Raw genomic sequence first — 25,053 nt, 5'->3', positions numbered from 1 at the left:
GGTTGTGGTCCTTCGTAGGTGGTCAGGCGGGTAGTTGGATCAGTGGGTCGGTGTTCACCTCCGGCGTGTGGTCGGTGACGGTCAGGCGGCAACGGCTGAGCACCTCGAGGCCGAGGTAGCGGCGGCCTTCGGCCCATTCATCTGTCTGCTCGGCGAGCACTGCTCCGATGAGCCGGATGATGGCGTCGCGGTTGGGGAAGATGCCGACGACGTCGGTGCGGCGGCGGATCTCGCGGTTGAGCCGTTCGGTGGGGTTGTTGGACCAGATCTGGCGCCACACATCTTCCGGAAACGCGGTGAACGCCAGCAGGTCTTCACGGGCGTCGCCGAGGTGTTCGGCGACGTCGGGTAGCCGGTCTTCGGTGTATTCGAGCAGCCGGTCGAACTGGGCGTTCACCGCCTCTGGTGTGGGTTGGTCGTAGACGCTGTGCAGCATCGCTTTCACAGCCGGCCACATCGATTTCGGGCACACCGCCATCAGATTTGCGGCGTAGTGGGTGCGGCAGCGCTCCCAAGCGGCGCCGGGCAGGGTCGCGGCGATCGCCTCGACCAATCCCGGCATGGGCGTCAGAGGTCACCAGGCGGACTCCGCCGAGGCCGCGGGCGACCAGGTCGGCGAGGAAGGTGTTCCACGAGGCTTTGGTTTCGCTGGTGGCGACCTGCTGGAGTCGTTCATGCCGACGAGGCAGATGACGCTCGTATCTACCCTGACCTCACCGCTGTCTGTCGATTCGCAGCCAAGAAATTGCCATCGCCGGCTGCAGGCTCGAGGAAAGTCCTGTCGACAAAGTCAGTGCCGGTCTCCAGGTCCTCGCGCACCAGGTCAAGCATCCGCTCAACCATGTGGCGCGGCGTGAAGACCTCACCGTGGGCCTTCACACGGTGCCTGGACTTCATCAGTTACTCCCTCCTGTCGGCCCGCGACTGCTGGCCTCTACTCGATGGCTACACCCTATCGGCCGGTACCGACATCGAGTGACGCACACGAGCGCGGCAGGTTCCAAGGAAGGATTCTGAACGGACCGCCCGATAGAAGGCGACGTACACCGACAGCAGGCACCAATACATTGCGAGTAGTCGGTCAGGCAACCCTCCGGCGCCGCGGCACCCGCTGACACGTCGGGCAGAAGAACGAGCTCCGGTTCATGAATGCTTCGCGCACCATCGGCGTCTCGCAGCGACGGCACGGAAGTCCTTCGCACCCATAGGCGTTCAACGATCGTTCGAAATAACCCGACTGCCCGTTCACGTTCACGTACAGGTCGTCGAACGACGTGCCGCCGACCTTGACCGCCTCCCGCATCACCTGGGTTGCGTGATCGACGAGTTCTCCCAGCCGGGCGCGCGGAATGCCGCGCGTGCGTCGCCGGCCGTGCAGGCCGGCGCGCCAGAGCGACTCGTCGGCGTAGATGTTTCCGACACCGGAGATCACGGTCTGGTCGAGGATCGCGCGCTTGATCTCCGTGTCCCGACGCCGCAGCGCGGTGACCACGCCGTCGCGGTCGAAAGCCGGCTCGAAGGGATCCGGTGCGATGTGCGCCACCGACTCGGGTACGCGGCGCGGCCCGGCGTCGACGAGTTCGTCCAGATGCCAGCCGCCGAAGGTCCGCTGGTCGACGAAACGCAGTTCGTTCCCGTCGTCGAGGGGCACGCGGATGCGCAGGTGCACCGGATCGGCGGCACCCTGCTCGGCGAGGAGCATCTGCCCGCTCATGCCGAGATGGACCACTACGGCCACCTCGTCCGCGCGGTCCGCGGCGAGCAGCCACATGTACTTACCGCGCCGCTCGACGGCCTCGAAGGTCTTGCCGCGCAATCGATTCGAGAGATCGACGGGTCCGCCGACGTGGCGTCTGGCCGCGCGCGGATGCAGCACCTCGACCTCGCGCGCCGTCCGACCGGAGAGATGGGTCGACAGGCCGAGACGGATGGTCTCGACCTCGGGAAGTTCAGGCACCGGACGGTCCGATCAACGCGGCTGTTCCTCGAGTGCCTTCCACGCCAGTTCGGCCGCGTTCTGTTCGGCTTCCTTCTTGGTCCTGCCGGTACCGGTGCCCAGTTGAGTGCCGCCGACCACGGCGATCGCGGTGAACTCCTTGTTGTGGTCCGGTCCGGTCGACGTGACCTGGTACTGCGGCTGGCCGAGGCTCCGCTCGGCCGAGAGCTCCTGCAGCGAGGTCTTCCAGTCCAGTCCGGCACCGAGCCGGCCCGATCGTTCGATGATCGGCTCGAACAGCTTCATGATGACCGTTTTCGCGACCTCGATGCCGTGGTCGAGGAAGATCGCCCCGAACAGCGATTCCAGGCCGTCGGCGAGGATCGACGCCTTGTCGCGGCCGCCGGTCAGTTCCTCACCGCGGCCGAGATGCAGATGTGCGCCGAGCCCGCCGTCGCCCAAGCCGCGGGCGACGTCCGCGAGGGCGTGCATGTTGACCACGCTCGCCCGGATCTTCGCCAGCTCGCCCTCGGGACGGTCCGGGAAGCCGACGTACAGCCGTTCGGTGACGACCACGCCTAGGACGGCGTCGCCGAGGAACTCGAGGCGCTCATTGGTCGGCAGCCCGCCGTTCTCGTACGCGTACGAGCGGTGGGTCAGCGCCAGGTTCAGCAGATCGTTCCTGATCGTGACGCCGAGCACATCGGTGAGCAGCGACGGGTCGGGCCGTTTGCTCACCGGTCACCGTCCTCGCCGGCGTCCCCGTCCGTCTCGGTCAGCCGGTCGGCCAGCTTCGCCCATCGGGGGTCGATGATGTCGTGGCCGTGGCCCTCCTCGGCGTCGGCCAGCTTCACTCCGCAGATCGGGCACAGTCCCGGACAGTCCTGCGTGCACAGCGGCGACAGCGGCAGCTCCGTCGCGATCGCGTCGATCACCACCTGCTCGAGATCGATCCGCTCGTCGACGATGCGCTCGAGTTCTTCCTCGTCCTCCGCTGTGCGGTCGGTCTCACTGTCGGGGTACGCGAACAGTTCCGTCAGGTACACGGAGACGTCCTGGGTCAGCGGGTCCAGGCAGCGGCCGCACTGGCCCTCGGCGACGGCCGTGACCGTACCGGTCACGAGGACACCCTCGGTCACCGACTCGAGACGCAGGTCGAAAGCCACCTCGCCGCCGGCGGGAATGCCGATCATCTCCGCACCGATGCGGTCGGGGGTTTCGAGGGTCCACGCCTTCTCGATCATCGAACCGGCCCGGCGGGGCACCGACCGGACATCGATCACGAATCCAGAATCAGTCACCCGAACGATGTTACTCAGTAGTCCCTGCTCGAACGAAGTTCAGTGGCCGCGTCCCGGATCGAGCGCGACCTCAGCCCGCCATCTGCGCCGGACCCGGCTGCGGTCCCTCGTCCATGCCGTGCGGATACTCGACGTAATCGTGCATGCCCGCGCCCGTCCGCAACTGCTGGCGTCCGCGGTTCACCGACCGCAGCGTGCCGGTGAGGATCTCCTCGAAGTCGGCGAGTTTGTCGTCGACGTAGATGTCGCAGTCACCGCGCAGCCGGTCCGATTCGGCGTGCGCCGCATCGATGATCCGCTCGGCCTCCTGCTTGGCGGCCGAGACCACCTCGGACTCGGACACCAGCCGCTGCTGCTCGGCGATGCCGTCGGCGACGGACTTGTTGTAGCTGGCGTTGCCCGCCTCTACGACGCGTCCGGCCTCGGCGCGGGCTCGGCCGGTCACGGCCTCGTACTCGCGTGCGGCGCTGTGCTCGAGCCGCTGGGCCTCGTCGTTCGCGTCGGCGATGACGGCCTGCGCGTTGCCGTTCGCCTCGTCGAGCATCCGGTCGGCTCGAGCCTTCGCCTCGGCGAGGATCCGATCGGCTTCGGCCCGCGCATGAGCGAGCATCGCCTCGGAGTCGCGTTCGGCACCGGTGATGAGGCGATCGGACTGCTCACGCGCGTTCGACACGAGGGTGTCGCGTTCGTCGAGCACGTCCTGCGCGTCGTCGAGCTCGCCGGGCAGCGCATCGCGCAGATCGTCGAGAAGTTCCAGCACATCGCCCCGGGGAACCACACACCCCGCGGTCATCGGCACGGTGCGCGCCTCTTCGACGATCGCGACCAGCTCGTCAAGCGCTTCAAATACGCGGTACACGATTCAATCTCCGATCCGGCACAGCCGTAGGTTCGGCGGCCTTTGATATCACTGAGGCCATTGTGCCGAATGTTGCGACTGTGACGCCGGAGGGCCGCATCGGGCGTGTCGCCCCGTCAGGCCCCGGACTATCAGTGGGCGTATCCGTCAGACACTGCGCGTCTGCGACAAACGGTCGGCCAGCGCCTGGTGAATGTGCTCGGAGAGATAGGGCGTCACGTCGCCGCCGAGCTTGGCGACCTCTTTCACCAGCGAACTGGAGACGTGCGCGTACCGCGGATCCGTGAGCATGAAGTACGTCTCACACCCGGTCAGCTCCCGGTTCATCTGCGCCATGGGGATCTCGTAGGCGAAGTCGCTCTCCGAACGCAGCCCCTTGACCATCGTGTCGGCGCCCTCTGCCACCAGCAGATCCACCACCAGACCGGTCCAGCTGCGCACCTCGACGTTCTCCAGGTCGGCACAGTCCCGCTCGATGAGCGCGATGCGCTCTTCGACGGTGAACATCCCCTGCTTGTTCGGGTTCACCACGACGGCCACGACCACCCGATCGAACCGGGCAGCCGTGCGTTCGACGACGAAGCGGTGGCCGAGAGTGAACGGATCGTACGACCCGGGACAGACTGCAGCACTCATGTCTGCTGAATCTACGCGACGCCGTCTCCGGCGCCGCGGCGACGGCCGCGGTCAGCGACCGCCCAGCACGACCACCGTGTCGCCGTACTGCTTGGACGTCACTTCCTCCAGTCCGTCGGGCCAGGTGACGGCGGCGCTGCGACGGCCGCGCTCCACCACCACCCAGCCGTCGGACGCCAGAACCGGTTCGCATGCCGAGATCATTCGGTCGACCTCTTCGCAAGGCACCTCGTAAGGCGGATCGAGGAGGATCAGATCGAACGTTCCGGACGGCGCCGCCAGAAACGACTCCACCGGGCGGTTGACGATCCGGACCCGCGACGCTGCGCCGCAGACGGCGACGTTGTCCCGCAGCACCCCGGCAGCCCGGCGGTCGGACTCGACGAGCACCGCCGACGCCGCTCCCCGGGACACCGCCTCGAGTCCGAGCGCACCCGTGCCGGCATAGAGGTCGAGCACCCGGACTCCGGACAGGTCCATCCGGGAGCCGAGCATGGAGAAAAGGGCTTCGCGGACGCGGTCGGAGGTCGGCCGGGTGGTGTCGGCCGGAACGGCGAGCCGACGGCCGCGGAAGTCACCGGCGATGATTCTGGTCATATCGAGGCCCATGGTAGTGGATGGTCGCGGCCGCGAACCCGCCCGCAGTAGCGTTGTCGGCATGCGCATCCGCACGACGGCCTGGACCCCGGCAGCGCCCACGGTGGCCGATCCGGACCCGGACGGCCGTGCCGAGCAACTCGCCGAACTCATGGACGGCCGCCGCGCGGTGGCGCTGACGGGCGCCGGACTGTCGACGCCCTCCGGAATCCCCGACTACCGGAGCCCCGACTCCCCCGTGCGGCGTCCCATGACGATCGAGGCCTTCCTCTCCTCCCCAGAGAGCCGGCGCCGGTATTGGGCCCGCAACCATCTGGGATGGCGGCATATGGACGCCGCCGCGCCGAACGCCGCCCATCGGGCACTGCGCACCCTGCAGGACGCGGGAGTCCTCTCCGGGGTGATCACACAGAACGTCGACATGCTCCACATGAAGGCCGGGTCGCGCCCGGTGGTCGATCTGCACGGCTCCTACGGTCGCGTCCGCTGCCTGGGCTGCGGCGAACAGGTCTCCCGCCACCGGCTCGCCGAGGCTCTGGAGGCGGCGAACCCCGGCTACGCCGATCGGGTGGCCTCCCGAGGCGCGATCGAGGTGGCCCCCGACGCCGACGCCGCGCTCGAGGACATCGGCGACTTCGTGATGCTCGACTGCGAGAGGTGCGGCGGAGTATTGAAGCCCGACATCGTCTACTTCGGGGAGACGGTGGGCCCGGATGTGGTGGCTCAGGCGTTCTCCCTGGTCGACGACGCCGATCTGCTGCTCGTGGCCGGGTCGTCGCTGACCGTGATGTCCGGACTGAGATTCGTCCGCAGAGCGGTGGCCGCGGGCAAGCCGGTAGCGATCGTGAACCGCGGCCGAACGCGCGGCGACGACCTGGCGACCCTGAAGATCGACCACCGGTGCGAGGTCATTCTTCCCGCGGTCGCAGACCGCATCGCTGCCGCACGTTCAACGTTACTGTGACGTACACCACATTGTTTGCTTGAACTGCACAAAGGCGGGGTTCCGCGCAGGCAATATTCGATCTGCGGTGACTTTCCTATGAACGGCCGATAGCCTCGGTCACGTCATGAACCCGAATGATCCTTCACCGGAGACAGACAACGGAAACACGGTCACCTTCCGGCGACCGCGGGCCCGTGACGGAAAGAGAATATGGGAGATCGCTCGCGATTCGCGCGTGCTGGACGTTAATTCGCCCTATGCCTACGTTCTCTGGTCACAGGATTTTTCCGAGACGTCGATCGTGGCTGAATTCGACGGAGACGTCGTCGGCTTCGCTACCGGATACCGTCGACCAGCGGCACCCGACACCCTCATGGTGTGGCAGGTGGCCGTCGACGAGACGCAACGCGGGAAGCAGATCGCCAAGCGGATGGTCTGCGAGTTGTTCCGGCACTGCGCTCAAGCCGGTGTCGTCGCCATCAACACCACGATAAGCCCCGACAATCAGGCGTCCCAGCGACTGTTCGCAGGCGCTGCCCGAGCCCTCGGTTTGCAATTGACACGCGAACCGTTCTTCAGCGCGGAACTGTTCATCGACTCCCATGAGCCCGAGGACCTGTATCTGCTGACGCCGGGCTCCGCTCAATAGCGGAACCGGCAGAACTCAAACGAGGAAACTCTCGAAAATGACAATCGAAACTGCACTGGACGACCGAACTTTCACCAAGCACGAATCCGAAGTCCGCTCCTACTGCCGTGATTGGCCCGCCGTCTTCGACACTGCTCAGGGCAGTTGGCTGACAGACGTCGACGGGAATCGCTATCTTGACTTCTTCGCAGGCGCAGGCGCTCTCAATTACGGCCACAACAATCCTGTTCTGAAGGATGCGCTCGTCGACTACATCGTCCGTGACGGAATCACTCACGGACTCGACATGTCGACCCGCGCGAAGGGCGAATTCCTCGAGACCTTCGCCGCCAAGATCCTGGAGCCCCGCGGGCTGGACTACAAGGTCCAGTTCCCCGGCCCCACCGGGACCAACGCGGTCGAGGCAGCGCTCAAGCTGGCCCGCAAGGTGACCGGCCGCGAAGCGGTCATCAACTTCACCAACGCCTTCCACGGCATGACGCTCGGCTCGCTGGCGGTGACCGGCAACGCCATGAAGCGCAACGGCGCCGGCGTACCGCTGGTGCACACCACGCCGATGCCCTTCGACAACTACTTCGACGGCAGCGTCGCAGACTTCGCCTGGTTCGAGCGTGTTCTCGAGGACTCCGGCTCGGGCTTCAACCGGCCCGCCGGCGTCATCGTCGAGACCGTTCAGGGCGAGGGCGGCGTCAACGTGGCGCGTCCCGAGTGGCTGCGCGGCCTGGCCGACCTCTGCAAGCGCAAGGACATCCTGCTGATCGTCGACGACGTGCAGATGGGCTGCGGCCGCACCGGCGAGTTCTTCTCGTTCGAGGAGGCCGGCATCGTGCCGGACATCGTCACGCTGTCGAAGTCGATCGGCGGCTACGGACTGCCGCTCGCACTGACCCTGCTCCGTCCGGAGCTGGACGTCTGGGAGCCCGGCGAGCACAACGGCACGTTCCGCGGCAACAACCCCGCGTTCGTGACCGCGACCGCCGCCATCAACAAGTACTGGTCCGACGATGCGCTCTCGGTCCAGGTGAAGGCGAAGGGCATGGAGATCGCGCAGTCCTTCGAGGACCTGTGCCAGCGCCACGACGGATTGTCGCACCGGGGCCGCGGCATGGTCCAGGGCCTCGCCTTCGACAAGCCCGAGCTGGCCGGCCGGACGTGCGAGATCGCGTTCTCCAAGGGCCTGCTCGCCGAGACGTCGGGTCCTGACTCCGAGGTCGTCAAACTCCTTCCCCCGCTCACCATGAGCAGCGAGGATCTCGCCCACGGTCTGCAGATCCTGAGCGAATCGGTCGACGAGGCCTTCGCTGCCGACACCGCCCCCGAGGAGGCCGAAGCATGATCGTCCGCACCACCGAAGAGATCACCGGAACCGACCGCGAGGTGGCCGACCCGAAGGGCAACTGGGTCTCCAAGCGGATCGTGCTCGGTGGCGACGGGGTCGGATTCTCGTTCCACGAGACCACGATCGCGGCCGGCTCGATCAACGAGTTCCACTACGCGAACCACGTCGAGGCCGTCTGGCTGGTCGAGGGCAAGGGCACCCTGCTCGACCGGGAGACCGGGAAGATCTACCCGCTCCGCGCGGGCAGCATGTACCTGCTGGACGGCCACGAGCGTCACACCGTGACCGTCGACGAGCAGATGCGGATGCTGTGCGTCTTCAACCCGCCGGTGGTCGGCACCGAGGTCCACGACGAGAACGGCGTCTACCCGCTCGTCACGGTCCCCGCCGGCGAGGGCAAGCACCGAGCCGACTGACTGTTTCCGCAGCGAAAGCGCCCACCCGACCGCTGGTCGGGTGGGCGCTTTCGGTTCCGTGTCCGCCCGGTCTCGATACGCCCCTCCGCTGCGCTCCGGGCCTACTCGACAACCCTGCCGGGCCGTCCCCCACAGGCCAGTCGACAAGCCGCTCCCCCAGGCCCCAGGCCAGTCGACAAGCCGCGCCCCCAGGCCAGTCGACAAGCCGCGCCCCAGGCCAGTCGAGTCGCACGCGAACGAAGTGAGCGAGCGTATCGAGACACCACCGCCTCGACACTCCCCTCCGACGAAACCCGGAGTCAGGCCGGGACCAGGTCGTCGGCGTGGATGATCGGACGGCGCAGATCGGCGGGCAGCTCGGACGTCGAACGGCCGATCATCTGCGCGACGTCGTCGGCGTCATACGATGTGACGCCTCGGGCGCGAACTGTTCCGGCCGCGTCAACCAGCTCCACCACGTCGCCGTCGGAGTAGTCGCCGACCGTCGCGGTGACACCCGCGGCCAACAGCGACCGTCGCCGACCGCAGACCGCGGCGACAGCACCGTCGTCGAGCGTCAACGTGCCGCGCGCCTCGGCTGCGTGGCGCACCCAGAACCGTCTGGCCGACATCCGGGTCGGCCGGGCTTTGAAGACGGTGCCGACCGAAGCGTTCGACAGCGCCTCACCGGCGGCCGAGGCCGCGGCCAACAGCACCGGGACACCCGAGTCGGCCGCCAGCCGCGCCGCCGCCAGCTTCGATGCCATGCCGCCCGTTCCCAGCGCACCGCCGTTGCCTGCGATCACTCCGTCCAGGTCGTCGGGTCCGTCGACCTGTTCGATCAGCCGCGCCGGTTGGCCGTCAGGGCCGGGTCTGCGGGGATCGCCGTTGTACAGCCCGTCGACGTCCGACAGCAGCACGAGCGCGTCCGCGTGCACCAGGTGCGCGACGAGGGCGGCCAGCCGGTCGTTGTCGCCGAAGCGGATCTCGTTGGTGGCGACCGTGTCGTTCTCGTTGACGACGGCCACCGCATGCAGCGCGCGAAGCCGGTCGAGAGTTCGCTGCGCATTCGCGTGGTGGGACCTGTTCGACACGTCGTCGGCGGTCAGCAGCACCTGGCCGACGGTACGGTCGTAACGAGCGAACGACGTCCCCCAGGCGTGCGCCAGGCGGAGTTGGCCGACGCTCGCCGCCGCCTGCTTGGTCGCGAGGTCGCGGGGCCGCTTCTTGAGGCCCAGCGGCGCGATTCCCGCGCCGACGGCCCCCGACGACACGACGATGACGTCCGATCCGGCGCGCATCCGTGCTTCGAGTGCGTCGACCAGCGCGTCGAGCCTGGCGTGGTCGATACCGGTCACCATGTCGGTGACGGCGGACGAACCGATCTTCACGACGATGCTGCGGGCCGTCGCGAGGAACTGCCGAACATCACTCGTCATCGACGTCCGACTCCTCCTGCCCGAGATCCCCTGCGCCCCAACCCAGCTCGTTCTCATCGGAAGCCTGGCGGCGCATCTTGCGCGCGAGCTTGCGCTCTGCGGCACCCACTCGGTCGTTGCGCTCCAGACGGATGTCGGTGCCGCGGCCGGTGATCGGCACGGCCACGCCCATCGGAGTCGTGGGCTCCCAGTCGAAGGTCATCTCGCCGATCGTCACCGGCGCGCCCGGCTTGGCACCCCGCTTCACCAGCGCGTCCTCGACGCCGAGGCGGTTCAGCCGATCCGCGAGATAGCCGACGGCCTCATCGTTGTCGAACTGCGTCTGACGCACCCACCGCTCCGGACGGGCCCCGCGCACGATGAACCCGCCCTCGACATCGGGATCGGCGACCACGGTGAACTCCGACTCATCGACTGCCTTGGGCCGGATGACGGCGCGGCGGGCCACGGGCTCGGCGTGCTCGGCCCGGTACCGCGCCACCATCTCCGCGAGCGCGAAGGTCAGCTCCGACAGTCCCTGGTGGGCCACAGCGGAGATGCGGAACACCGGCCAGCCTCGCTCGGCGATGTCGGCTTCCACCAGATCCGCCAGCTCAGCCGCCTCGGGAATGTCGATCTTGTTCAGGATGACCACGCGCGGCCTCGTGGCGAGGTCGCCCAGCGAGTGGTCGGCGTCCAGCGCCGGCTGGTACGCCGCGAGTTCGGCCTCGAGCGCGTCGATGTCCGACACCGGGTCGCGTCCCGGTTCGAGGGTCGCGCAGTCCACGACGTGCGCCAGGACGGCGCAGCGCTCCAGGTGCCGGAGGAAGTCCAGTCCCAGTCCGCGCCCCTGCGACGCTCCGGGGATCAGGCCGGGCACGTCGGCGACGGTGAATACCTCGGCACCGGCGGTCACGACGCCCAGGTTGGGAGCCAACGTGGTGAACGGGTAGTCGGCGATCTTCGGCTTCGCCGCGGAGAGCACCGACACCAACGACGACTTGCCCGCCGACGGGAAGCCGACGAGCCCGACGTCGGCGACCGACTTGAGCTCGAGGGTCAGTTCCCGCTCGTCTCCGGGCTCGCCGAGCAGCGCGAATCCCGGCGCCCGGCGCGCCCGCGAGGCCAGCGCCGCGTTGCCCAGACCACCCCGGCCGCCCTGCGCGGCGATGAACTCGGTACCGGCACCGACCAGGTCGGCGACGATCTCGCCGTCCTCGTCGATCACCACCGTCCCGTCGGGCACCTTGAGGATCAGGTCCTCACCGGCGCCGCCGTTCCGGTTGCCGCCCATGCCGGGCTTCCCGTTGGTCGCCCGCGCATGCGGCCGGAAGTGGAAGTCGAGGAGGGTGTGCACCTGCGGGTCGACGACCAGCCGGACGTCGCCGCCCCGGCCGCCGTTGCCCCCGTCGGGGCCGCCCAGCGGCTTGAACTTCTCGCGATGCACGGACGTGCAGCCGTGGCCGCCGTTGCCCGCCACGACCTCGATCTTCACGCGGTCGACGAAGCGTGACATGTTCCAGCCTTCCTCGAATGGGTCCAGATAAGCCGACAGGGCGGGTCAGGGTGTCTAGAGACCCTGCCCGCCCTGTCGAAAAGAGCTATGAGTTCGGATGCCAGGTCAGACTGCGACCGGCTCCGGGACGATGTTCACCGTCTTGCGACCGCGCTTCACATCGAACTTGACCGCACCGGCCGCGAGAGCGAACAGCGTGTCGTCCTTACCGCGGCCGACGCCCACACCCGGGTGGAACTTGGTGCCGCGCTGACGGACCAGGATCTCGCCGGCGCTGACGACCTGGCCGCCGAAACGCTTCACACCGAGTCGCTGAGCATTCGAATCGCGACCGTTGCGCGAGCTCGATGCACCCTTCTTATGTGCCATCTGACTGTCCTCCTGAAATGCTGAAGAGCGAGTTCTACTTGATACCGGTGACCTTGAGGACCGTCAGCTGCTGACGGTGGCCCTGGCGCTTGTGGTAGCCGGTCTTGTTCTTGAACTTGTGGATCCGGATCTTCGGGCCCTTGGTGTGCTCGACGACCTCACCGGTGACCGAGACAGCGGCGAGCTTGTCGGCGTCGGTGGTCAGATTCGCACCATCGACGACCAGCGCAACCGGCAGCTGCACAGTGCTGCCAGGCTCTCCGTCGATCTTCTCGACCTTCACAATGTCGCCCTCGGCGACCTTGTACTGCTTACCGCCGGTCTTGACGATCGCGTACGTTGCCATTCCCGCTGTCCTCTTAACTCGTCTCATCGGGCCGGAGTGCGCAGGCCGATCCTGCGTGTCCGACATAATCTGGTGTGTGCGGTCCGCGGCCTCAAGGCCCTCGAACCTCTCCCGCCGATGCGCGCAACTGTCTACGCGCCTGCGGGAGGCGACCTGTCAAGGCTACGGTACCGGGCCTGTCCAGGTCAAACTCTCGGCGCGCGGGCCGCGCGCCGAGAGGAAGGTCACTGCTGCGCGGGCGGCGGCCCCGCGGCGCGGCGACCACTGCGCCGCCGGGGCGAGCGCGTGACCGCGACCACCGGCTCGGCGGACTGTTCGGCCACCGTCGTCACCGGCTCATGCTCCACGACCTCGTCCACCGACTCGACGGCCGTCGTCGGTGCGGCCGCACGGCGTACTGCGCGACGACGTCGACGCGTCACCACCGCCACCGGCGGCTCCGGTGTCTGCGTCATCGTCTCGACGACGACCTCCGCCGCGACTTCGCTCACTGCACCGTCTGTGGCAGCGACCTCGGCCACGGCCACCTCAGCGATTTCGACCTCGGCATTCTCGACCTCGGGCGCCTTCGCATCGGGCACCGAGGTATCGGCGGCCGGCTCGGCCGCCGCGTCGTGCTCGTCGTGGTCGTCCGGATGAGCCATGGCGCGGAACAGCGGATGCTCGGCGGCCGGCTTGTGCGGTGCGGGCTTGGCCGGCGCCGCCTCCTGCTGAGGCTGCTGGTCTCCCCCGCGCCGACGCGAGCGGCGCGACTTGCGTGAACCTCCGTCGCCGCCGTTGCGGCTTCCGTCGTCAGCCGGGCGTACCTCAACCGGATTGGCGTGCACGATCACCCCGCGACCGGAGCACGCGGTACAGGTGGTCGAGAACGCCTCGAGGAGACCGGTGCCGAGTCGCTTGCGGGTCATCTGCACCAGTCCCAGCGAGGTGACCTCGGAGACCTGGTGCCGCGTCCGGTCCCTGGCCAGGGCCTCGGTGAGCCGTCGCAGAACGAGGTCGCGGTTCGATTCGAGAACCATGTCGATGAAGTCGACGATGATCATGCCGCCGATGTCGCGCAAGCGCATCTGCCGCACGATCTCCTCGGCGGCTTCGAGATTGTTGCGCGTGACGGTCTCCTCGAGGTTGCCGCCCGAGCCGGTGAACTTGCCGGTGTTCACGTCGACCACCGTCATCGCCTCGGTGTGCTCGATGATCAGCGTGCCGCCGGACGGCAGCCACACCTTGCGGTCGAGCGCCTTGGCCAGCTGCTCGTCGATGCGGTGCACGGTGAACGAGTCGGGCGCGTCGGCATGCGCCTTGGTGAAGCGTTCGAGCCGCTCGGCGAGGTCGGGAGCGACGTCGTTGACGTACCCCGATACCTGCGACCATGCGCGTTCGCCCTCGACGACCAGCTTGCGGAAGTCCTCGTTGAACAGGTCACGGACCACTCGAACCAGCAGATCCGGCTCTTCGTACAGCGCCTTCGGAGTGCCCGGTGCCTTCGACCGGTGCTCGTCGGCCGCCGCCTCGATGCTCTTCCACTGTGCTTCGAGGCGCTCGATGTCCGCGCCGAGTTCCTCGGCGCTGACGCCCTCGGACGCGGTCCGGATGATGACGCCGGCCTCGTCCGGGACGAGCTTGGCCAGGATCTGCTTGAGACGCTTGCGCTCGGTGTCGGGGAGCTTGCGGCTGATACCCGTCGACGTCCCTCCCGGCACGTACACCAGGTACCGGCCGGCGAGGGAGATCTGCGTCGTCAGCCGTGCGCCCTTGTGCCCGATCGGGTCCTTGCTGACCTGGACCAGAACGTGGTCGCCCGGCTTGAGAGCCTGTTCGATCTTGCGCGAACCGCCGTCGAGGCCGGCGGCCTCCCAGTTGACCTCGCCGGCGTAGAGGACGCCGTTGCGTCCGCGGCCGATGTCGACGAAGGCGGCTTCCATGCCCGGAAGCACGTTCTGCACGCGCCCCAGGTAGATGTTGCCGACCATCGACTGCGAGGTCTCGGTGGTGACGAAGTGCTCCACCAGCACGCCGTCCTCCAGGACGGCGATCTGCGTGTAGTCCTCCACCGGCGCCGCATGCTGATCGTGGCCGTCGCCCGCACCGGAGGCGGCGCGCTCACGCACCACCATCACGCGCTCCACCGATTCCCGGCGCGCCAGGAACTCCGACTCGGTCAGGATCGGCGGACGACGCCGCCCGGCGTCACGACCGTCTCGCCTGCGCTGCCGCTTCGCCTCCAGCCGCGTGGAACCCGAGATGCCCTGCACCTCGTCGCGCACCTTCTTGGCGCGCGGCTCACGCTCGTGGACCACGGTGTTGGGCGGATCGTCCGCCGAGACCGTCTCATCCGAGTCGGACCCGCCACGGCGGCGGCGCCGGCGGCGACGCCGCTTGCTCGACGGGACCGCTGCCTCGGAGTCCGCCTCGGTCTCCTCGTCCGACGCCGATCCGGTCGCATCGGCCTGTGCCTGGTCCGCATCGGCCGTGTCGTCGTCCGGCCCGTTCTTCTCGGGACCGCTTGTCTCGGCGGTGTTCTGGTCCGACTCCACGCCGTCCTGAGCATCGTCCGACTCACTGTCGGATCCCTCGGGGCCCTGATCGCCGCGTCCGCGACCGCGACCGCGACGCCCGCGCCTGCGCCTGCGGGACCGGCTCTCGCTCTCGCCGGACGTCTGTTCGTCATCCTCCCCGCCGGCTGCCGGAACCTCCGACTCGGGCTCGACGGGCGCTGTGGCGGTCTCCGGAGCGGCCGGCGTCTCGTCACCGGTGCCCGCCTCGTCGACCTCGGACTTCTTGGGCTTCTTGGCCGACGCCTTCTTCTTGCCCGGCTTCTTGTCGGCCTGCTTCTCGGACCCATCCGATTCCGGGATGTCCGTGGTCTCGGCCTTCTTGCCCTCGGTCTTCTTACCGTCAGCTTTCTTGCCGTCCGACTTCTTGCTGTCGGCTTTCTTGCCGTCCGACTTCTTGCCTTCGGCCTTCTTGGCTTCGGTGTTCTTCTCGGCGCTCTCGTCCGTCTTCTCACCGGCCGTCTTCTCACCGGCCGTCTTCTCACCGGCCGGAGCGGTCTCATCGGCGTCTGCCGCCAGGAACAGCGGCGCGGTCGCCTCGGCCTTCGCCGTCGGCACCGGCTGCGGCGTCTCCACCGCTGAGAACAGCGACGGCGCCCCCGGCTCTCCGGCCTCATCCGCCGCATCCTCGACGGCGCCGCTGATACGGAGCTCGACGGCTTCGGCGTCGGCTCGAGAGATCGACGACTGCGCGGTGCGCGCCGTCACCCCCATCTCCTGCAGGTGCGCGAGCACCTGCTTGCTGGTCAGTCCGAGCGTGCGGGCGAGCGCATGCACGCGGAGTCGAAGGGGGAATTTTTCCGCTGGCTGATCTGCCGAAGTGGCATCAGCCGACGACCCGTTATCTGTCACGTGGTCTCCTCAAGACCCCCGGGCGCGTCGCACAGATGAACTCGACAACGCGGCCACGCGAGGGCCTTTCCAATGTGTGCCGGCCTCCACGGCCGGGTGTTATGTGGTCTTCGCGTCGTCAAGACGCCTTGCGTGACGCAGGCCTGGGACCGAAGCCGGACCCCGGGCTGGGGTCGGACGGAACCGGGTACTCAAAACGGCTGTGCGTCGATCGTCGGTGCCAAAGCGTGACTCCGACGACTAGGCAAGTATCCCACATCACGGGCCGTAACCCGCACACGAGTGACGAAAAGGCTCCCGCGCGCCGTGTCGGCGTCGTCGAATCAGGAGTTCAGAGAGGGGAACCAGAGAGCGATCTCACGCGCCGCGGATTCGGGCGAATCCGATCCGTGCACGATGTTGAACTGCGTTTCCAGCGCGAAGTCACCCCGGATGGTGCCCGGCGTGGCCTTCTCGACGGGATCGGTGCCGCCGGCGAGCTGGCGGAATGCGGAGATGGCCCGCGGACCTTCGACGACGGCCGCGACGACCGGACCCGAGGTGATGAACTCGAGCAGCGAGCCGTAGAACGGCCGCTCGGCGTGCTCGGCGTAGTGCTCGCTCGCGACCTCGACGGTCACGTCACGCAGTTCCAGGGCAGCCAGGCGCAGTCCCTTGCGCTCGATGCGGGCGATCACTTCGCCGACCAGTCCGCGCTGGACGCCGTCGGGCTTGATGAGGACGAGAGTCTGTTCAGTCACGCAGGACACTGTAGCGATGCACGACACCGCCCGCACCGTCCCACCCCCGCGGGCGGGTTCACCGTGCCCGAGTCACTTCGGGCAGTACTGCTTCTCGACGGCGAAGAACCCGTAGTTGAACACCCCGCCGGTCTGGCCGGGACCGTCGACGATGATCTGCAGGCACGCGCCCGGCGTGTCGACGGCCGCATCTAGCTCCTGCTTGAGCGTCTTGGCCATCTGCCGGTTGGCGCTGGAGTACGCGGGCGGCGCGGGCAGGTTGGCGATCACCTGGTCGACGCCGCGGTCGGCGAGCCACAGGGTCGAGGACCGCGTCGCGAGATAGCCGAGCGCCCCCTCGCGCACCGGCATCGGAATGCTCGCTTCCGGTGTCTGCGACGGCTGCGACGGCTGCGACGAAGGCTCCGCGCTCGCGATCGGCGCCGCCAGCACCGTCGCCGCAGCGACGGCCCCGACTACGATCCCCACCCGGCCTGCGCGACTCGTCACCCTGTCGGTCCTCCCCATCCACTGCCTCCATCGATTCGATTGCTGCCGTGTCGTACGACACAGTGGTGAGTGAGTGTAACCGACGGTCGCAGAAATCGACGATTCCGCGGGAGCCGAGCGCGTCCGCCGATCAGATCGGGTGCTGGCCCGGCAGCCGCCCCTGCTCGATCCGCTTCTCGACGTCGCGCTTGATGTACGCGATGTAGATCCACACGATCAGGAAGATGACGCCGACGATCGCGATGGACCAGTGGAAGAATCCTCCCGCGATCACGAACACCTGCATCACCAGGTTGACCTCCAGCGCGCGGGGCCTGCCCTGACGGCCGGACAACAGCAGCAGGATCAGCGTCACGATGCCGAGGTAGAGTCCCGACGCCCAGGTGACGCCGCCGGCCAGCTTCGCCACCACCGGGAACGCCAGCGCGACCACGATCACCTCGAGGATCAACGTCCCCGCCATGACCCCTCGGAAGCCCTTCCACGGGTCGGCGGCGGGCGGGGTGAACTGCGCGGCGTTCTCCGGAATCGATTTCTCGGTCATGACGGCTCCTTGCCGAAGAGTGTACGGCCCGCGCCCGCGGTGACGACGGATCCGGTGATGATCACACCGGCTCCGGAGACCGCTCCCCCCTCGCCCTCCTCGGCGAGCGAGACGGCGGCCTCGACCGCGTCCGGAAGGAACGGTTCCACCACCACGCGTTCGGCTCCGAACACGTCGTTCGCGATGTCGGCGAGCGCGTCGGTGTCGAGCGCTCGGGGCGAGCCGTTGTTGGTCAGGACGACGACGTCGAGCACCGGCTCGAGTTCGGTGAGCACACCGCGCGCGTCCTTGTCGCCGAGGACGCCGATCACCCCGACGAGCCTGCGGAAGTCGAACTCCGAGACCAGCGCTCGGGCGAGCGCGCGGGCGCCGTGCGGATTGTGCGCGGCGTCGACGAAGACGCTCGGGGCGCTGCGCACCCGCTCGAGACGGCCGGGACTGGCGACATCGGCGAAACCGGCTCGCACCGAGTCGACGTCGAGCCTGCGGTCGGCGCCCGCACCGAAGAAGGCCTCGACCGCGGCGAGTGCGAGTGCCGCGTTCTGCGCCTGATGCGCACCGTGCAGGGGCAGGAAGATCTCGTCGTAGACGCCGCCGAGACCTCGGATCGTGAGCAGTTGTCCGCCGACGGCGGTGGTGGCCTCGAGGACGGTGAACTCCGAGTCCTGCCGGGCGACGATGGTGCCTGCCTCCACCGAGGCCCGCAGCAGCACATCGGTCACCTCGGGCTGCTGAGGTGCGATCACCGTGACCGGATCCATCGGGATCACCGCGTCCGACGGCCCCGGCTTGATGATCCCGGCCTTCTCGCCCGCGATGGCGGCCAGGGTATCGCCCAGATAGTCGGCGTGGTCCATTGCGATCGGGGTGATCACCGCGACCTGCGAGTCGATCACATTGGTGGCGTCCCAGCGCCCGCCCATACCGGTCTCGACGACGGCCACCTCGATCGGGGCCTCCGCGAAGGCCGCGTACGCGATGGCGGTCAGCACCTCGAACTTGCTCATCCGAGGTCCGCCGCCGGCCGTCGACGAGTCGTCGACCATCGTCACGTACGGCTCGATGTCGCGATAGGTGTCGATGTAGGTGCGCGCCGGTATCGGCGCGCCGTCGATGGCGATCCGTTCGGTCACCGACTGCAGATGCGGGCTGGTGATCCGGCCCGTACGCCGATGGAAGGCGCGGAGCAGCGAATCGATCATCCGGGTCACCGAGGTCTTGCCGTTGGTTCCCGCCACGTGGATCGAGGGGTACGCGTGCTGCGGGTTGCCCAGCAGTTCCATCAGCGCGTTGATCCGGGTCAGAGACGGCTCGATCCGGGTCTCGGGCCAACGCGTGTCGAGTTCGGCTTCGAGCGCGTGGAGTTCGGCGAGATCGTCGGCGGAATCGCGTGAGCGCGTCACCGGCCGGCCAGCCCCTCGAGTTTGGCCTTCAGCCGCGCCACCTCGGCCTCGGCGAGATCCCGGCGCGTCTTGATCTTCTCGACGACCGCGTCGGGCGCCTTCGACAGGAACTGCTCGTTGCCGAGTTTGGCGGACGTGCCCGCGAGCTCCTTCTCCGCGGCGGCCAGATCCTTGGCGGCGCGCTTGCGCTCGGCTTCGACGTCGACCGTCCCGGAGGTGTCGATCGCGACGGTCGCGGTGCCGGTGGAGAGGCGGACCTCCACGGTCGCGGTGGCCGCGAAGCCGTCGCCCGCGCCCTCGAGCCGGGCCAGCGAATCGAGTTGCGGGCGCAGTTCGGCCAGCCCCGCGGCGTCGAGTCCGTCGACGGTCGCGGCGACCCGCTGCCCCGGCTTGAGACCCTGGTCGCTGCGGAACCGACGGACCTCCGTGATCAGCTTCTGCAGGTCCTCCACGCGGCGGGCGGCGTCGACGTCGGCGGGCGCGCCCGACGGCGTCGGCCACTGCGCCACGACCACCGACTCCGACCCGGTGAGCGTCTTCCACAGCACCTCGGTCACGAACGGCATCACCGGATGCAGCGCCCGCAGCAACTTGTCGAGAACGGTGCCCAGGACCAGCGCGGTCCGCTCGGCCCGCTCACCGCCCTCGGCCACCTGGACCTTCGACAGCTCGAGGTACCAGTCGCAGACCTCGTCCCACGCGAAGTGGTAGAGCGCCTCGCACGCCTTCGAGAACTCGTAGCTCTCGAAGCCCTCGTCGACCTCCGCGAGCACCTCGTCGAGCCGGGACAGGATCCAGCGGTCGGCGACCGTCAGCTGTTCGCCGGCGGGGAGTTCGCCCACGCGCGCACCGTTCATCAGGGCGAACTTGGTGGCGTTGAACAGTTTGGTGGCGAAGTTGCGCGAGCTCTGCGCGTGGGACTCGCCCACCGAGATGTCGCTGCCCGGATTGGCGCCGCGTGCGAGCGTGAAGCGCAGTGCGTCGGCGCCGAATCGGTCGACCCAGTCGAGCGGGTCGATGCCGTTGCCCTTCGACTTGCTCATCTTGCGCCCGTGCTCGTCACGGACCAGACCGTGCAGGAAGACGTCGTGGAACGGCACCCGTGCGTCTCGGCCGGAGAACCCGCTCGCGTCGAGCTTGCCGACGTAGGTGCCGAACATCATCATCCGGGCCACCCAGAAGAACAGGATGTCGTAACCGGTCACCAGCACCGAGGTGGGATAGAACTTGTCCAGCTCGGCGGTCTTGTCCGGCCATCCCATGGTGGAGAAGGGCCACAGTCCCGACGAGAACCAGGTGTCGAGGACGTCCGGGTCCTGCTCCCAGCCCTCGGGCACGGTGTCGTCCGGACCGAAGCACTCCACCTCGCCGTTCGGGCCGTACCAGATCGGGATCCGATGCCCCCACCACAGCTGCCGGGAGATGGTCCAGTCGTGCATGTCGTCGACCCATGCGAACCAGCGCGGTTCCTGGCTCGCCGGATGGATCACCGTCTCCGAATCGCGGACGGCGTCGCCCGCGGCCTTGGCGAGGGCTTCGACGCTGACCCACCACTGCATCGACAGCCGCGGCTCGATCGGCTCGCCCGCGCGCTCGGAGTGCCCGACGCTGTGCAGGTACGGCCGCACCTCCTTGACGATGCGCCCCTGTTCGGCCAGGGCCTCGCGAACCGCGACCCTGGCCTCGAAGCGGTCGAGTCCGTCGAACCGCGTCCCGGTCCCCTCGATCCTGGCGGTCTCGTCCATGATCGTGATCATCGGGAGATGGTGCCGCTGCCCGATGGCGAAGTCGTTCGGGTCGTGGGCCGGCGTGATCTTGACCGCGCCGGATCCGAACTCCGGGTCGACGTAGTCGTCGGCGATGACCGGGATCTTCCGATCCAGGAACGGGTGATCGAGCTCGACGCCGATCAGATCGCGGTAGCGCTCGTCGTCGGGATGGACCGCGATGGCGGTGTCGCCGAGCATCGTCTCCATGCGGGTGGTCGCGACGACGATGTGCGGCTCGGCGTCGTCGAGCGATCCGTACCGGAACGAGACGAGCTCTCCCTCGACGTCCTCGTACTTGACCTCGATGTCGGAGATGGCGGTCTGCTGGGCGGGCGACCAGTTCACGAGGCGCTCGGCCCGGTAGATCAGCCCGTCGTCGTACATCCGCTTGAAGATCGTCTGGACCGCGCGGGAGAGCCCCTCGTCCATGGTGAAGCGGTCGCGGCTCCAGTCGACGCCGTCGCCGAGCCTGCGCATCTGGCCGGCGATGGTGCCGCCGGACTCGGCCTTCCACTGCCACACGCGCTCGATGAAGGCTTCACGGCCGAGTTCCTCGCGGCTGGTGCCCTCCGCCGCGAGCTGCTTCTCGACGATCGTCTGCGTCGCGATTCCCGCGTGATCCATGCCCGGCAGCCACAGCACCTCGTAGCCCTGCATGCGCTTGCGGCGCGTCAGCGTGTCCATCAGGGTGTGATCGAGAGCGTGGCCCATGTGGAGCGAGCCGGTCACGTTCGGCGGCGGCAGGACGATCGAGTAGCCCGGCTTGGCACTCGAGGCGTCGGCCGTGAAGTACCCGGCGTCCACCCAGCCCTGGTAGAGGTCTGCCTCTACCGCACTCGGGTCCCAGCTCTTCGGCAGGGCTTCGGCGGTGGTCTCTGGGTCACGGGATTGCGCACTGGTCACCTGGGTGATTCTAGAGAACACCGCGCACCGCCGTCGCCGCCATGTCGCCGTAAGCGGCCTGGCTCACTCCCCGAGCCCCGGTCCAGGTGTCAGCCGAGGTCGTCGAGTCGCGCCGCGAGCGCTGCGAGCGCGGGCACCGCGACCCTGATCGCCGCGCGCTGGTCGCCGTCCAGCCCGGCCAGCGCCTCCGAGATCCGCCGCTCGTTCGCCCGCGTCCACTCGTCCAGCCGGGTGCGCCCGACCTCGGTGAGCCGTACCTGGACAGCGCGGCGGTCGTCAGGGACCGGTTCTCGGACGATCAGCCCGTTCTTCACCATCTGATTCACCAGAGTGCTGACCGTGTTGGTCGCCATCCGGTGTTTGCGGGCCAGCTCGCCGATCCGCAGTCCCGGCTCCCGCGCGAGGCGCTGCAGGAACTCGACCTGCGCCATCGGCAGCGACTCCCACGCGAAGTCCTCGCGCACGCTCGACCGCAGCGACCGGCGCAGCTGCGTGATCACAGCGGTCAACTCCCATGCGCCGTCGTCTTCTGTGACCCGGTCCACACCGGGCTCGGTTTCAGTCATGTTAATCTACTTCTGTCTGCTACAGAACTATTTACGTCGACGCTGTTCATGTCGACACGCCTCCGCGCCGGTACCCCGGCACCGGCCACGACGATTGAGATCAATGAGCAATACCCTCCCGCAACGCCGACCCGCCGCCGTCTACTCCGTCGGTGAGGAGCCGGACGTCCGCTTCTCCCTCGCGAACGAACGCACGGCACTGGCCTGGGTCCGCACCGCTCTCGCCCTGATCGCCGGCGGTATCACGCTGACGACCGTCGCCGGCCTGACCTCGTCTCCGATGGTCGTCCACCTGCTGTCTCTGGTGGCATGCGTCGCCGGCGGCGCGCTCGCTATCGTCGCACTGCTCTCGTGGCGGCGCAACGAGCGGGCCCTGCGACTCGGCCTGCCCTTGCCGCCTCCGCTGCCGCTGCCCTGGCTCGTCATGGGCATCGCGGTCGTCGCCGCTGGGCTCGTCGGCTTCGGCGTCGTGTCGATTCTGCGTCTCTCGTGAGCATCGACCCGGGCCTCCAACCGCAGCGCACCGCATTGGCCTGGCAGCGGACCGGCCTCTCCGTCCTGCTCGCCTGCGCGGCCGCCGGCTTCGCCGCCCTGCGTCACGGATTCCCGGCGGCGGCCCTCTGCACGTTCGTCGCCGGTGTCGTCCTGTGCCACGTCGCAGTCCGGCACTTTCCGAAGGGGCCGGACCGCGTCGCCGGGACCGGTTCGGTCTGGCCGACGATGGTCGCGACCGTTGGCGTGGTGGTCGTCATCGCGCTAGCGGGTACCGCACTCGCCATAGCCGATATGGTCTTCGGCTGACCGGCCCTCACGATGCGCGCGAACTGCGCAATCGATGCAGGTCCTCGGGTGCGTCGACGTTGGTGAGCCAGTCCGGGTCCGAGACCCCGATGCGGCGTGTGACGAGCGCATCGAGGGCCGCACCCATCCGGAGCTCGCCCTTCTCCACGAGGTCGGCGAGTTGCTGCGCGGAGCGAGTGCGGTAGACGCCGGCCATCGGGTGATCGCGCCCACCCTCGTGCGCGACGACGACGTCGGTCGATTCGGTCAGCCCGTCCAGGAGTTCGTCGATCAGCCCGGTGTCCACGAGCGGCATGTCGGTGGCGCAGACGAAGGCCGCCTCGGCACCGGCGTCCGCCGCCGCCTGCAACGCCGCCACCAGTCCACCGAGGGGGCCGCTGCCCGCCTTCTCCGTGGTGACCCAGTCGAGGTCCGTCTCGTCGCTCAGCTCGAGGTACGCCTGCGATGTCCGCGGCGCCGCGACCAGCACCGGTTCGCACCGGGCGCTGATCGCCCATGCGATCCGGCTGAGCATCGGCGCGCCGTCCCACTCCATCGCCGCCTTGTCCTGCCCCATGCGGCGAGAACGCCCGCCCGCGAGGATGATTCCGGCCAGTCTGTCTTCGCCCGTGCGCGTCATCTGCCCAGTGTCCCAAAGACTCCGCGGAACCGGGTCCGTCTTGGTTCAAACGGTCGGCCGCGGGCTGCATCGCACGGGAGCCGGGCACGACGACGGCCGGCGTCCCCGTCTCGACGGGACACCGGCCGTGTCGTGATTCTCGGTCAGGCCGACTTCTCGCGCGGCCCCTCGTCTTCGCTGCGCGGCACGATGGTCGGCAGCACGTTGTCGCGCACCGTCTCCCCCGTGACGACCACCTTGGCCACATCGTCGCGGCTCGGAATGTCGTACATCACCGGCAGCAGTACCTCTTCCATGATGGCCCGCAGACCACGCGCTCCGGTTCCCCGGTGGATCGCCTGGTCGGCCACTGCTTCGAGCGCGTCCTGACTGAACTCGAGTTCGACGTTGTCCATCTCGAACAGGCGCACGTACTGCTTGACGAGCGCGTTCTTGGGCTCCGACAGAATCGAGACCAGCGCTTCCTTGTCGAGGTTCGCGACCGATGCGACCACCGGCAGGCGCCCGATGAACTCGGGGATCAGACCGAACTTGATCAGATCCTCGGGCATCACCTCGGCGAAGTGATCGGTTGTGTCGACCTTGTCCTTACTCGGGACGTCGTTGCCGAAGCCGATGCCGCGCTTGCCGATCCGCTCGTCGACCACCTTCTCGAGGCCGGCGAACGCACCCGCGACGATGAAGAGCACATTGGTCGTGTCGATCTGGATGAACTCCTGATGGGGATGCTTGCGGCCGCCCTGCGGCGGCACGCTGGCCTGCGTTCCCTCCAGGATCTTCAGCAGCGCCTGCTGCACGCCCTCGCCCGACACGTCGCGGGTGATCGACGGGTTCTCGCTCTTGCGGGCGATCTTGTCGACCTCGTCGATGTAGATGATGCCGGTCTCGGCCCGCTTGACGTCGTAGTCGGCGGCCTGGATCAGCTTCAGCAGGATGTTCTCGACGTCCTCGCCCACGTAGCCGGCCTCGGTCAGCGCGGTGGCGTCCGCGATCGCGAACGGGACGTTGAGCATCTTCGCGAGGGTCTGCGCCAGGTACGTCTTGCCGCAGCCCGTGGGGCCGAGCATGAGGATGTTCGACTTCGCCAGTTCCACGGGCTCCACCGCGGACGAGCGCTTGTCGCCGGACTTCTTCTCACCCGCCTGGATGCGCTTGTAGTGGTTGTAGACGGCCACCGCGAGGGTTCGCTTGGCCGAATCCTGGCCCACCACATAGTTGTCCAGGAAGTCCCGGATCTCCGCGGGCTTGGGCAACTCGTCGAGCTTCACATCGCTGGTCTCGGCGAGTTCCTCCTCGATGATCTCGTTGCAGAGGTCGATGCACTCGTCACAGATGTACACCCCCGGACCTGCGATGAGCTTCTTGACCTGTTTCTGGCTCTTGCCGCAGAAAGAGCACTTCAGGAGGTCACCACCGTCTCCCATTCGCGCCACTACGCCCCACCTACTTCCCTATCTGCGGACAACCTCGACGGTACCCGCGCACGATGCCTTCGACGAGCCGAAATG

General features: G+C 68.0%; 25 protein-coding genes and 1 pseudogene. 6 read left to right on the top strand and 20 right to left on the bottom strand.

What is annotated here, in order from left to right:
* Positions 1–22: 22 nt before the first annotated feature.
* The 7 genes and pseudogenes from ACZ5QD_RS03510 to rsmD form a co-directional block, all read right to left on the bottom strand.
* A pseudogene (locus ACZ5QD_RS03510) lies at positions 23–662 on the bottom strand (IS256 family transposase); the annotation flags it as partial.
* Positions 663–1,081: 419 nt separating this feature from the next.
* Positions 1,082–1,957, bottom strand: a complete 876-nt coding sequence (mutM, locus tag ACZ5QD_RS03505; protein WP_062367617.1) for a bifunctional DNA-formamidopyrimidine glycosylase/DNA-(apurinic or apyrimidinic site) lyase — start codon at positions 1,955–1,957, stop codon at positions 1,082–1,084.
* A gap of 12 nt (positions 1,958–1,969) precedes the next feature.
* The gene (gene rnc / locus ACZ5QD_RS03500) at positions 1,970–2,674 is read right to left on the bottom strand and encodes a ribonuclease III (protein WP_006896661.1); all 705 of its coding nucleotides are present in this window, start codon (positions 2,672–2,674) and stop codon (positions 1,970–1,972) included.
* Complete coding sequence (locus tag ACZ5QD_RS03495; RefSeq protein WP_006896660.1) at positions 2,671–3,219, bottom strand: YceD family protein; 549 nt, start codon at positions 3,217–3,219, stop codon at positions 2,671–2,673. Before ACZ5QD_RS03495 ends, rnc begins: the two co-directional genes overlap by 4 nt.
* A gap of 88 nt (positions 3,220–3,307) precedes the next feature.
* Positions 3,308–4,096, bottom strand: a complete 789-nt coding sequence (locus tag ACZ5QD_RS03490) for a DivIVA domain-containing protein (RefSeq protein ID WP_006896659.1) — start codon at positions 4,094–4,096, stop codon at positions 3,308–3,310.
* Positions 4,097–4,243: 147 nt separating this feature from the next.
* Positions 4,244–4,732, bottom strand: coding sequence for a pantetheine-phosphate adenylyltransferase (coaD, locus tag ACZ5QD_RS03485; RefSeq protein WP_006896658.1), 489 nt, complete (start codon positions 4,730–4,732; stop codon positions 4,244–4,246).
* 51 nt (positions 4,733–4,783) lie between these two features.
* Entirely contained in the window at positions 4,784–5,329 is a 546-nt protein-coding gene (rsmD, locus tag ACZ5QD_RS03480) for a 16S rRNA (guanine(966)-N(2))-methyltransferase RsmD (protein ID WP_464367115.1), read from the bottom strand.
* A 61-nt stretch (positions 5,330–5,390) separates the two neighbouring features.
* Between rsmD and ACZ5QD_RS03475 the strand changes: the two genes are divergently transcribed.
* From ACZ5QD_RS03475 to ACZ5QD_RS03460, 4 genes are all read left to right on the top strand, one after another.
* A complete protein-coding gene (locus tag ACZ5QD_RS03475; RefSeq protein WP_006896656.1) occupies positions 5,391–6,293 on the top strand; it encodes a Sir2 family NAD-dependent protein deacetylase in 903 nt (300 codons plus the stop codon).
* A gap of 106 nt (positions 6,294–6,399) precedes the next feature.
* Positions 6,400–6,924 (top strand): diaminobutyrate acetyltransferase, encoded by a 525-nt coding sequence (ectA, locus tag ACZ5QD_RS03470; protein WP_006896655.1) that lies wholly within the window; start codon positions 6,400–6,402, stop codon positions 6,922–6,924.
* A gap of 37 nt (positions 6,925–6,961) precedes the next feature.
* The gene (ectB, locus tag ACZ5QD_RS03465) at positions 6,962–8,260 is read left to right on the top strand and encodes a diaminobutyrate--2-oxoglutarate transaminase (RefSeq protein WP_045539522.1); all 1,299 of its coding nucleotides are present in this window, start codon (positions 6,962–6,964) and stop codon (positions 8,258–8,260) included.
* On the top strand, positions 8,257–8,679 hold the full coding sequence (locus tag ACZ5QD_RS03460) for an ectoine synthase (protein WP_006896653.1): 423 nt from the start codon (positions 8,257–8,259) through the stop codon (positions 8,677–8,679). The genes ectB and ACZ5QD_RS03460 overlap by 4 nt, the downstream gene beginning before the upstream one ends.
* 299 nt (positions 8,680–8,978) lie before the next feature.
* Here the strand turns inward: ACZ5QD_RS03460 and proB are convergent, their stop codons facing one another.
* The 11 genes from proB to ACZ5QD_RS03405 form a co-directional block, all read right to left on the bottom strand.
* Positions 8,979–10,097 (bottom strand): glutamate 5-kinase, encoded by a 1,119-nt coding sequence (gene proB, locus ACZ5QD_RS03455; protein WP_045539523.1) that lies wholly within the window; start codon positions 10,095–10,097, stop codon positions 8,979–8,981.
* Positions 10,087–11,592 (bottom strand): GTPase ObgE, encoded by a 1,506-nt coding sequence (obgE, locus tag ACZ5QD_RS03450; protein WP_045539525.1) that lies wholly within the window; start codon positions 11,590–11,592, stop codon positions 10,087–10,089. The genes proB and obgE overlap by 11 nt, the downstream gene beginning before the upstream one ends.
* Before the next feature lie 105 nt (positions 11,593–11,697).
* Entirely contained in the window at positions 11,698–11,961 is a 264-nt protein-coding gene (gene rpmA / locus ACZ5QD_RS03445; protein WP_006896650.1) for a 50S ribosomal protein L27, read from the bottom strand.
* 34 nt (positions 11,962–11,995) lie between these two features.
* Positions 11,996–12,307: a 50S ribosomal protein L21 gene (rplU, locus tag ACZ5QD_RS03440; RefSeq protein WP_006896649.1), complete on the bottom strand. Its 312-nt coding sequence runs from the start codon at positions 12,305–12,307 to the stop codon at positions 11,996–11,998.
* A gap of 224 nt (positions 12,308–12,531) precedes the next feature.
* The gene (locus ACZ5QD_RS03435) at positions 12,532–15,711 is read right to left on the bottom strand and encodes a translation initiation factor IF-2 N-terminal domain-containing protein (RefSeq protein WP_464367114.1); all 3,180 of its coding nucleotides are present in this window, start codon (positions 15,709–15,711) and stop codon (positions 12,532–12,534) included.
* Positions 15,712–16,034: 323 nt separating this feature from the next.
* Positions 16,035–16,451, bottom strand: a complete 417-nt coding sequence (ndk, locus tag ACZ5QD_RS03430) for a nucleoside-diphosphate kinase (protein ID WP_039867500.1) — start codon at positions 16,449–16,451, stop codon at positions 16,035–16,037.
* A 72-nt stretch (positions 16,452–16,523) separates the two neighbouring features.
* Positions 16,524–16,940, bottom strand: coding sequence for a hypothetical protein (locus tag ACZ5QD_RS03425; RefSeq protein WP_156150436.1), 417 nt, complete (start codon positions 16,938–16,940; stop codon positions 16,524–16,526).
* Between the two features lie 130 nt (positions 16,941–17,070).
* Positions 17,071–17,484, bottom strand: coding sequence for a DUF4233 domain-containing protein (locus ACZ5QD_RS03420; protein ID WP_006896645.1), 414 nt, complete (start codon positions 17,482–17,484; stop codon positions 17,071–17,073).
* Positions 17,481–18,887, bottom strand: a complete 1,407-nt coding sequence (gene folC, locus ACZ5QD_RS03415; RefSeq protein ID WP_006896644.1) for a bifunctional tetrahydrofolate synthase/dihydrofolate synthase — start codon at positions 18,885–18,887, stop codon at positions 17,481–17,483. The genes ACZ5QD_RS03420 and folC overlap by 4 nt, the downstream gene beginning before the upstream one ends.
* Positions 18,884–21,559, bottom strand: coding sequence for a valine--tRNA ligase (locus tag ACZ5QD_RS03410; RefSeq protein ID WP_045537006.1), 2,676 nt, complete (start codon positions 21,557–21,559; stop codon positions 18,884–18,886). Before ACZ5QD_RS03410 ends, folC begins: the two co-directional genes overlap by 4 nt.
* 89 nt (positions 21,560–21,648) lie before the next feature.
* The gene (locus ACZ5QD_RS03405; protein WP_006896642.1) at positions 21,649–22,125 is read right to left on the bottom strand and encodes a MarR family winged helix-turn-helix transcriptional regulator; all 477 of its coding nucleotides are present in this window, start codon (positions 22,123–22,125) and stop codon (positions 21,649–21,651) included.
* A 103-nt stretch (positions 22,126–22,228) separates the two neighbouring features.
* Between ACZ5QD_RS03405 and ACZ5QD_RS03400 the strand changes: the two genes are divergently transcribed.
* Positions 22,229–22,618 (top strand): YidH family protein, encoded by a 390-nt coding sequence (locus ACZ5QD_RS03400; RefSeq protein ID WP_039867498.1) that lies wholly within the window; start codon positions 22,229–22,231, stop codon positions 22,616–22,618.
* Positions 22,615–22,926, top strand: a complete 312-nt coding sequence (locus tag ACZ5QD_RS03395; RefSeq protein ID WP_006896640.1) for a DUF202 domain-containing protein — start codon at positions 22,615–22,617, stop codon at positions 22,924–22,926. Before ACZ5QD_RS03400 ends, ACZ5QD_RS03395 begins: the two co-directional genes overlap by 4 nt.
* 7 nt (positions 22,927–22,933) lie before the next feature.
* Here the strand turns inward: ACZ5QD_RS03395 and mobA are convergent, their stop codons facing one another.
* Both mobA and clpX read right to left on the bottom strand, forming a co-directional pair.
* Positions 22,934–23,545, bottom strand: coding sequence for a molybdenum cofactor guanylyltransferase (gene mobA / locus ACZ5QD_RS03390; protein WP_006896639.1), 612 nt, complete (start codon positions 23,543–23,545; stop codon positions 22,934–22,936).
* Positions 23,546–23,688: 143 nt separating this feature from the next.
* A complete protein-coding gene (gene clpX, locus ACZ5QD_RS03385; RefSeq protein ID WP_045537004.1) occupies positions 23,689–24,978 on the bottom strand; it encodes an ATP-dependent Clp protease ATP-binding subunit ClpX in 1,290 nt (429 codons plus the stop codon).
* Between the last annotated feature and the right edge of the window lie 75 nt (positions 24,979–25,053).

This window comes from Gordonia sp. J1A, assembly GCF_055393515.1.
Note: the sequence above shows the minus strand (reverse complement) of the source record. Positions and strands in the feature narration are given on the sequence as shown.

Excerpts from the sequence above, each read along its gene's own strand:
- coaD (WP_006896658.1), bottom strand. The coding sequence starts at position 4,732 with ATGAGTGCTGCAGTCTGTCCCGGGTCGTACGATCCGTTCACTCTCGGC.
- rsmD (WP_464367115.1), bottom strand. The coding sequence starts at position 5,329 with ATGACCAGAATCATCGCCGGTGACTTCCGCGGCCGTCGGCTCGCCGTT.
- ACZ5QD_RS03475 (WP_006896656.1), top strand. The coding sequence starts at position 5,391 with ATGCGCATCCGCACGACGGCCTGGACCCCGGCAGCGCCCACGGTGGCC.
- ectA (WP_006896655.1), top strand. The coding sequence starts at position 6,400 with ATGAACCCGAATGATCCTTCACCGGAGACAGACAACGGAAACACGGTC.
- ectB (WP_045539522.1), top strand. The coding sequence starts at position 6,962 with ATGACAATCGAAACTGCACTGGACGACCGAACTTTCACCAAGCACGAA.
- ACZ5QD_RS03460 (WP_006896653.1), top strand. The coding sequence starts at position 8,257 with ATGATCGTCCGCACCACCGAAGAGATCACCGGAACCGACCGCGAGGTG.
- proB (WP_045539523.1), bottom strand. The coding sequence starts at position 10,097 with ATGACGAGTGATGTTCGGCAGTTCCTCGCGACGGCCCGCAGCATCGTC.
- obgE (WP_045539525.1), bottom strand. The coding sequence starts at position 11,592 with ATGTCACGCTTCGTCGACCGCGTGAAGATCGAGGTCGTGGCGGGCAAC.
- rpmA (WP_006896650.1), bottom strand. The coding sequence starts at position 11,961 with ATGGCACATAAGAAGGGTGCATCGAGCTCGCGCAACGGTCGCGATTCG.
- rplU (WP_006896649.1), bottom strand. The coding sequence starts at position 12,307 with ATGGCAACGTACGCGATCGTCAAGACCGGCGGTAAGCAGTACAAGGTC.
- ACZ5QD_RS03420 (WP_006896645.1), bottom strand. The coding sequence starts at position 17,484 with ATGACCGAGAAATCGATTCCGGAGAACGCCGCGCAGTTCACCCCGCCC.
- ACZ5QD_RS03405 (WP_006896642.1), bottom strand. The coding sequence starts at position 22,125 with ATGACTGAAACCGAGCCCGGTGTGGACCGGGTCACAGAAGACGACGGC.
- ACZ5QD_RS03400 (WP_039867498.1), top strand. The coding sequence starts at position 22,229 with ATGAGCAATACCCTCCCGCAACGCCGACCCGCCGCCGTCTACTCCGTC.
- mobA (WP_006896639.1), bottom strand. The coding sequence starts at position 23,545 with ATGACGCGCACGGGCGAAGACAGACTGGCCGGAATCATCCTCGCGGGC.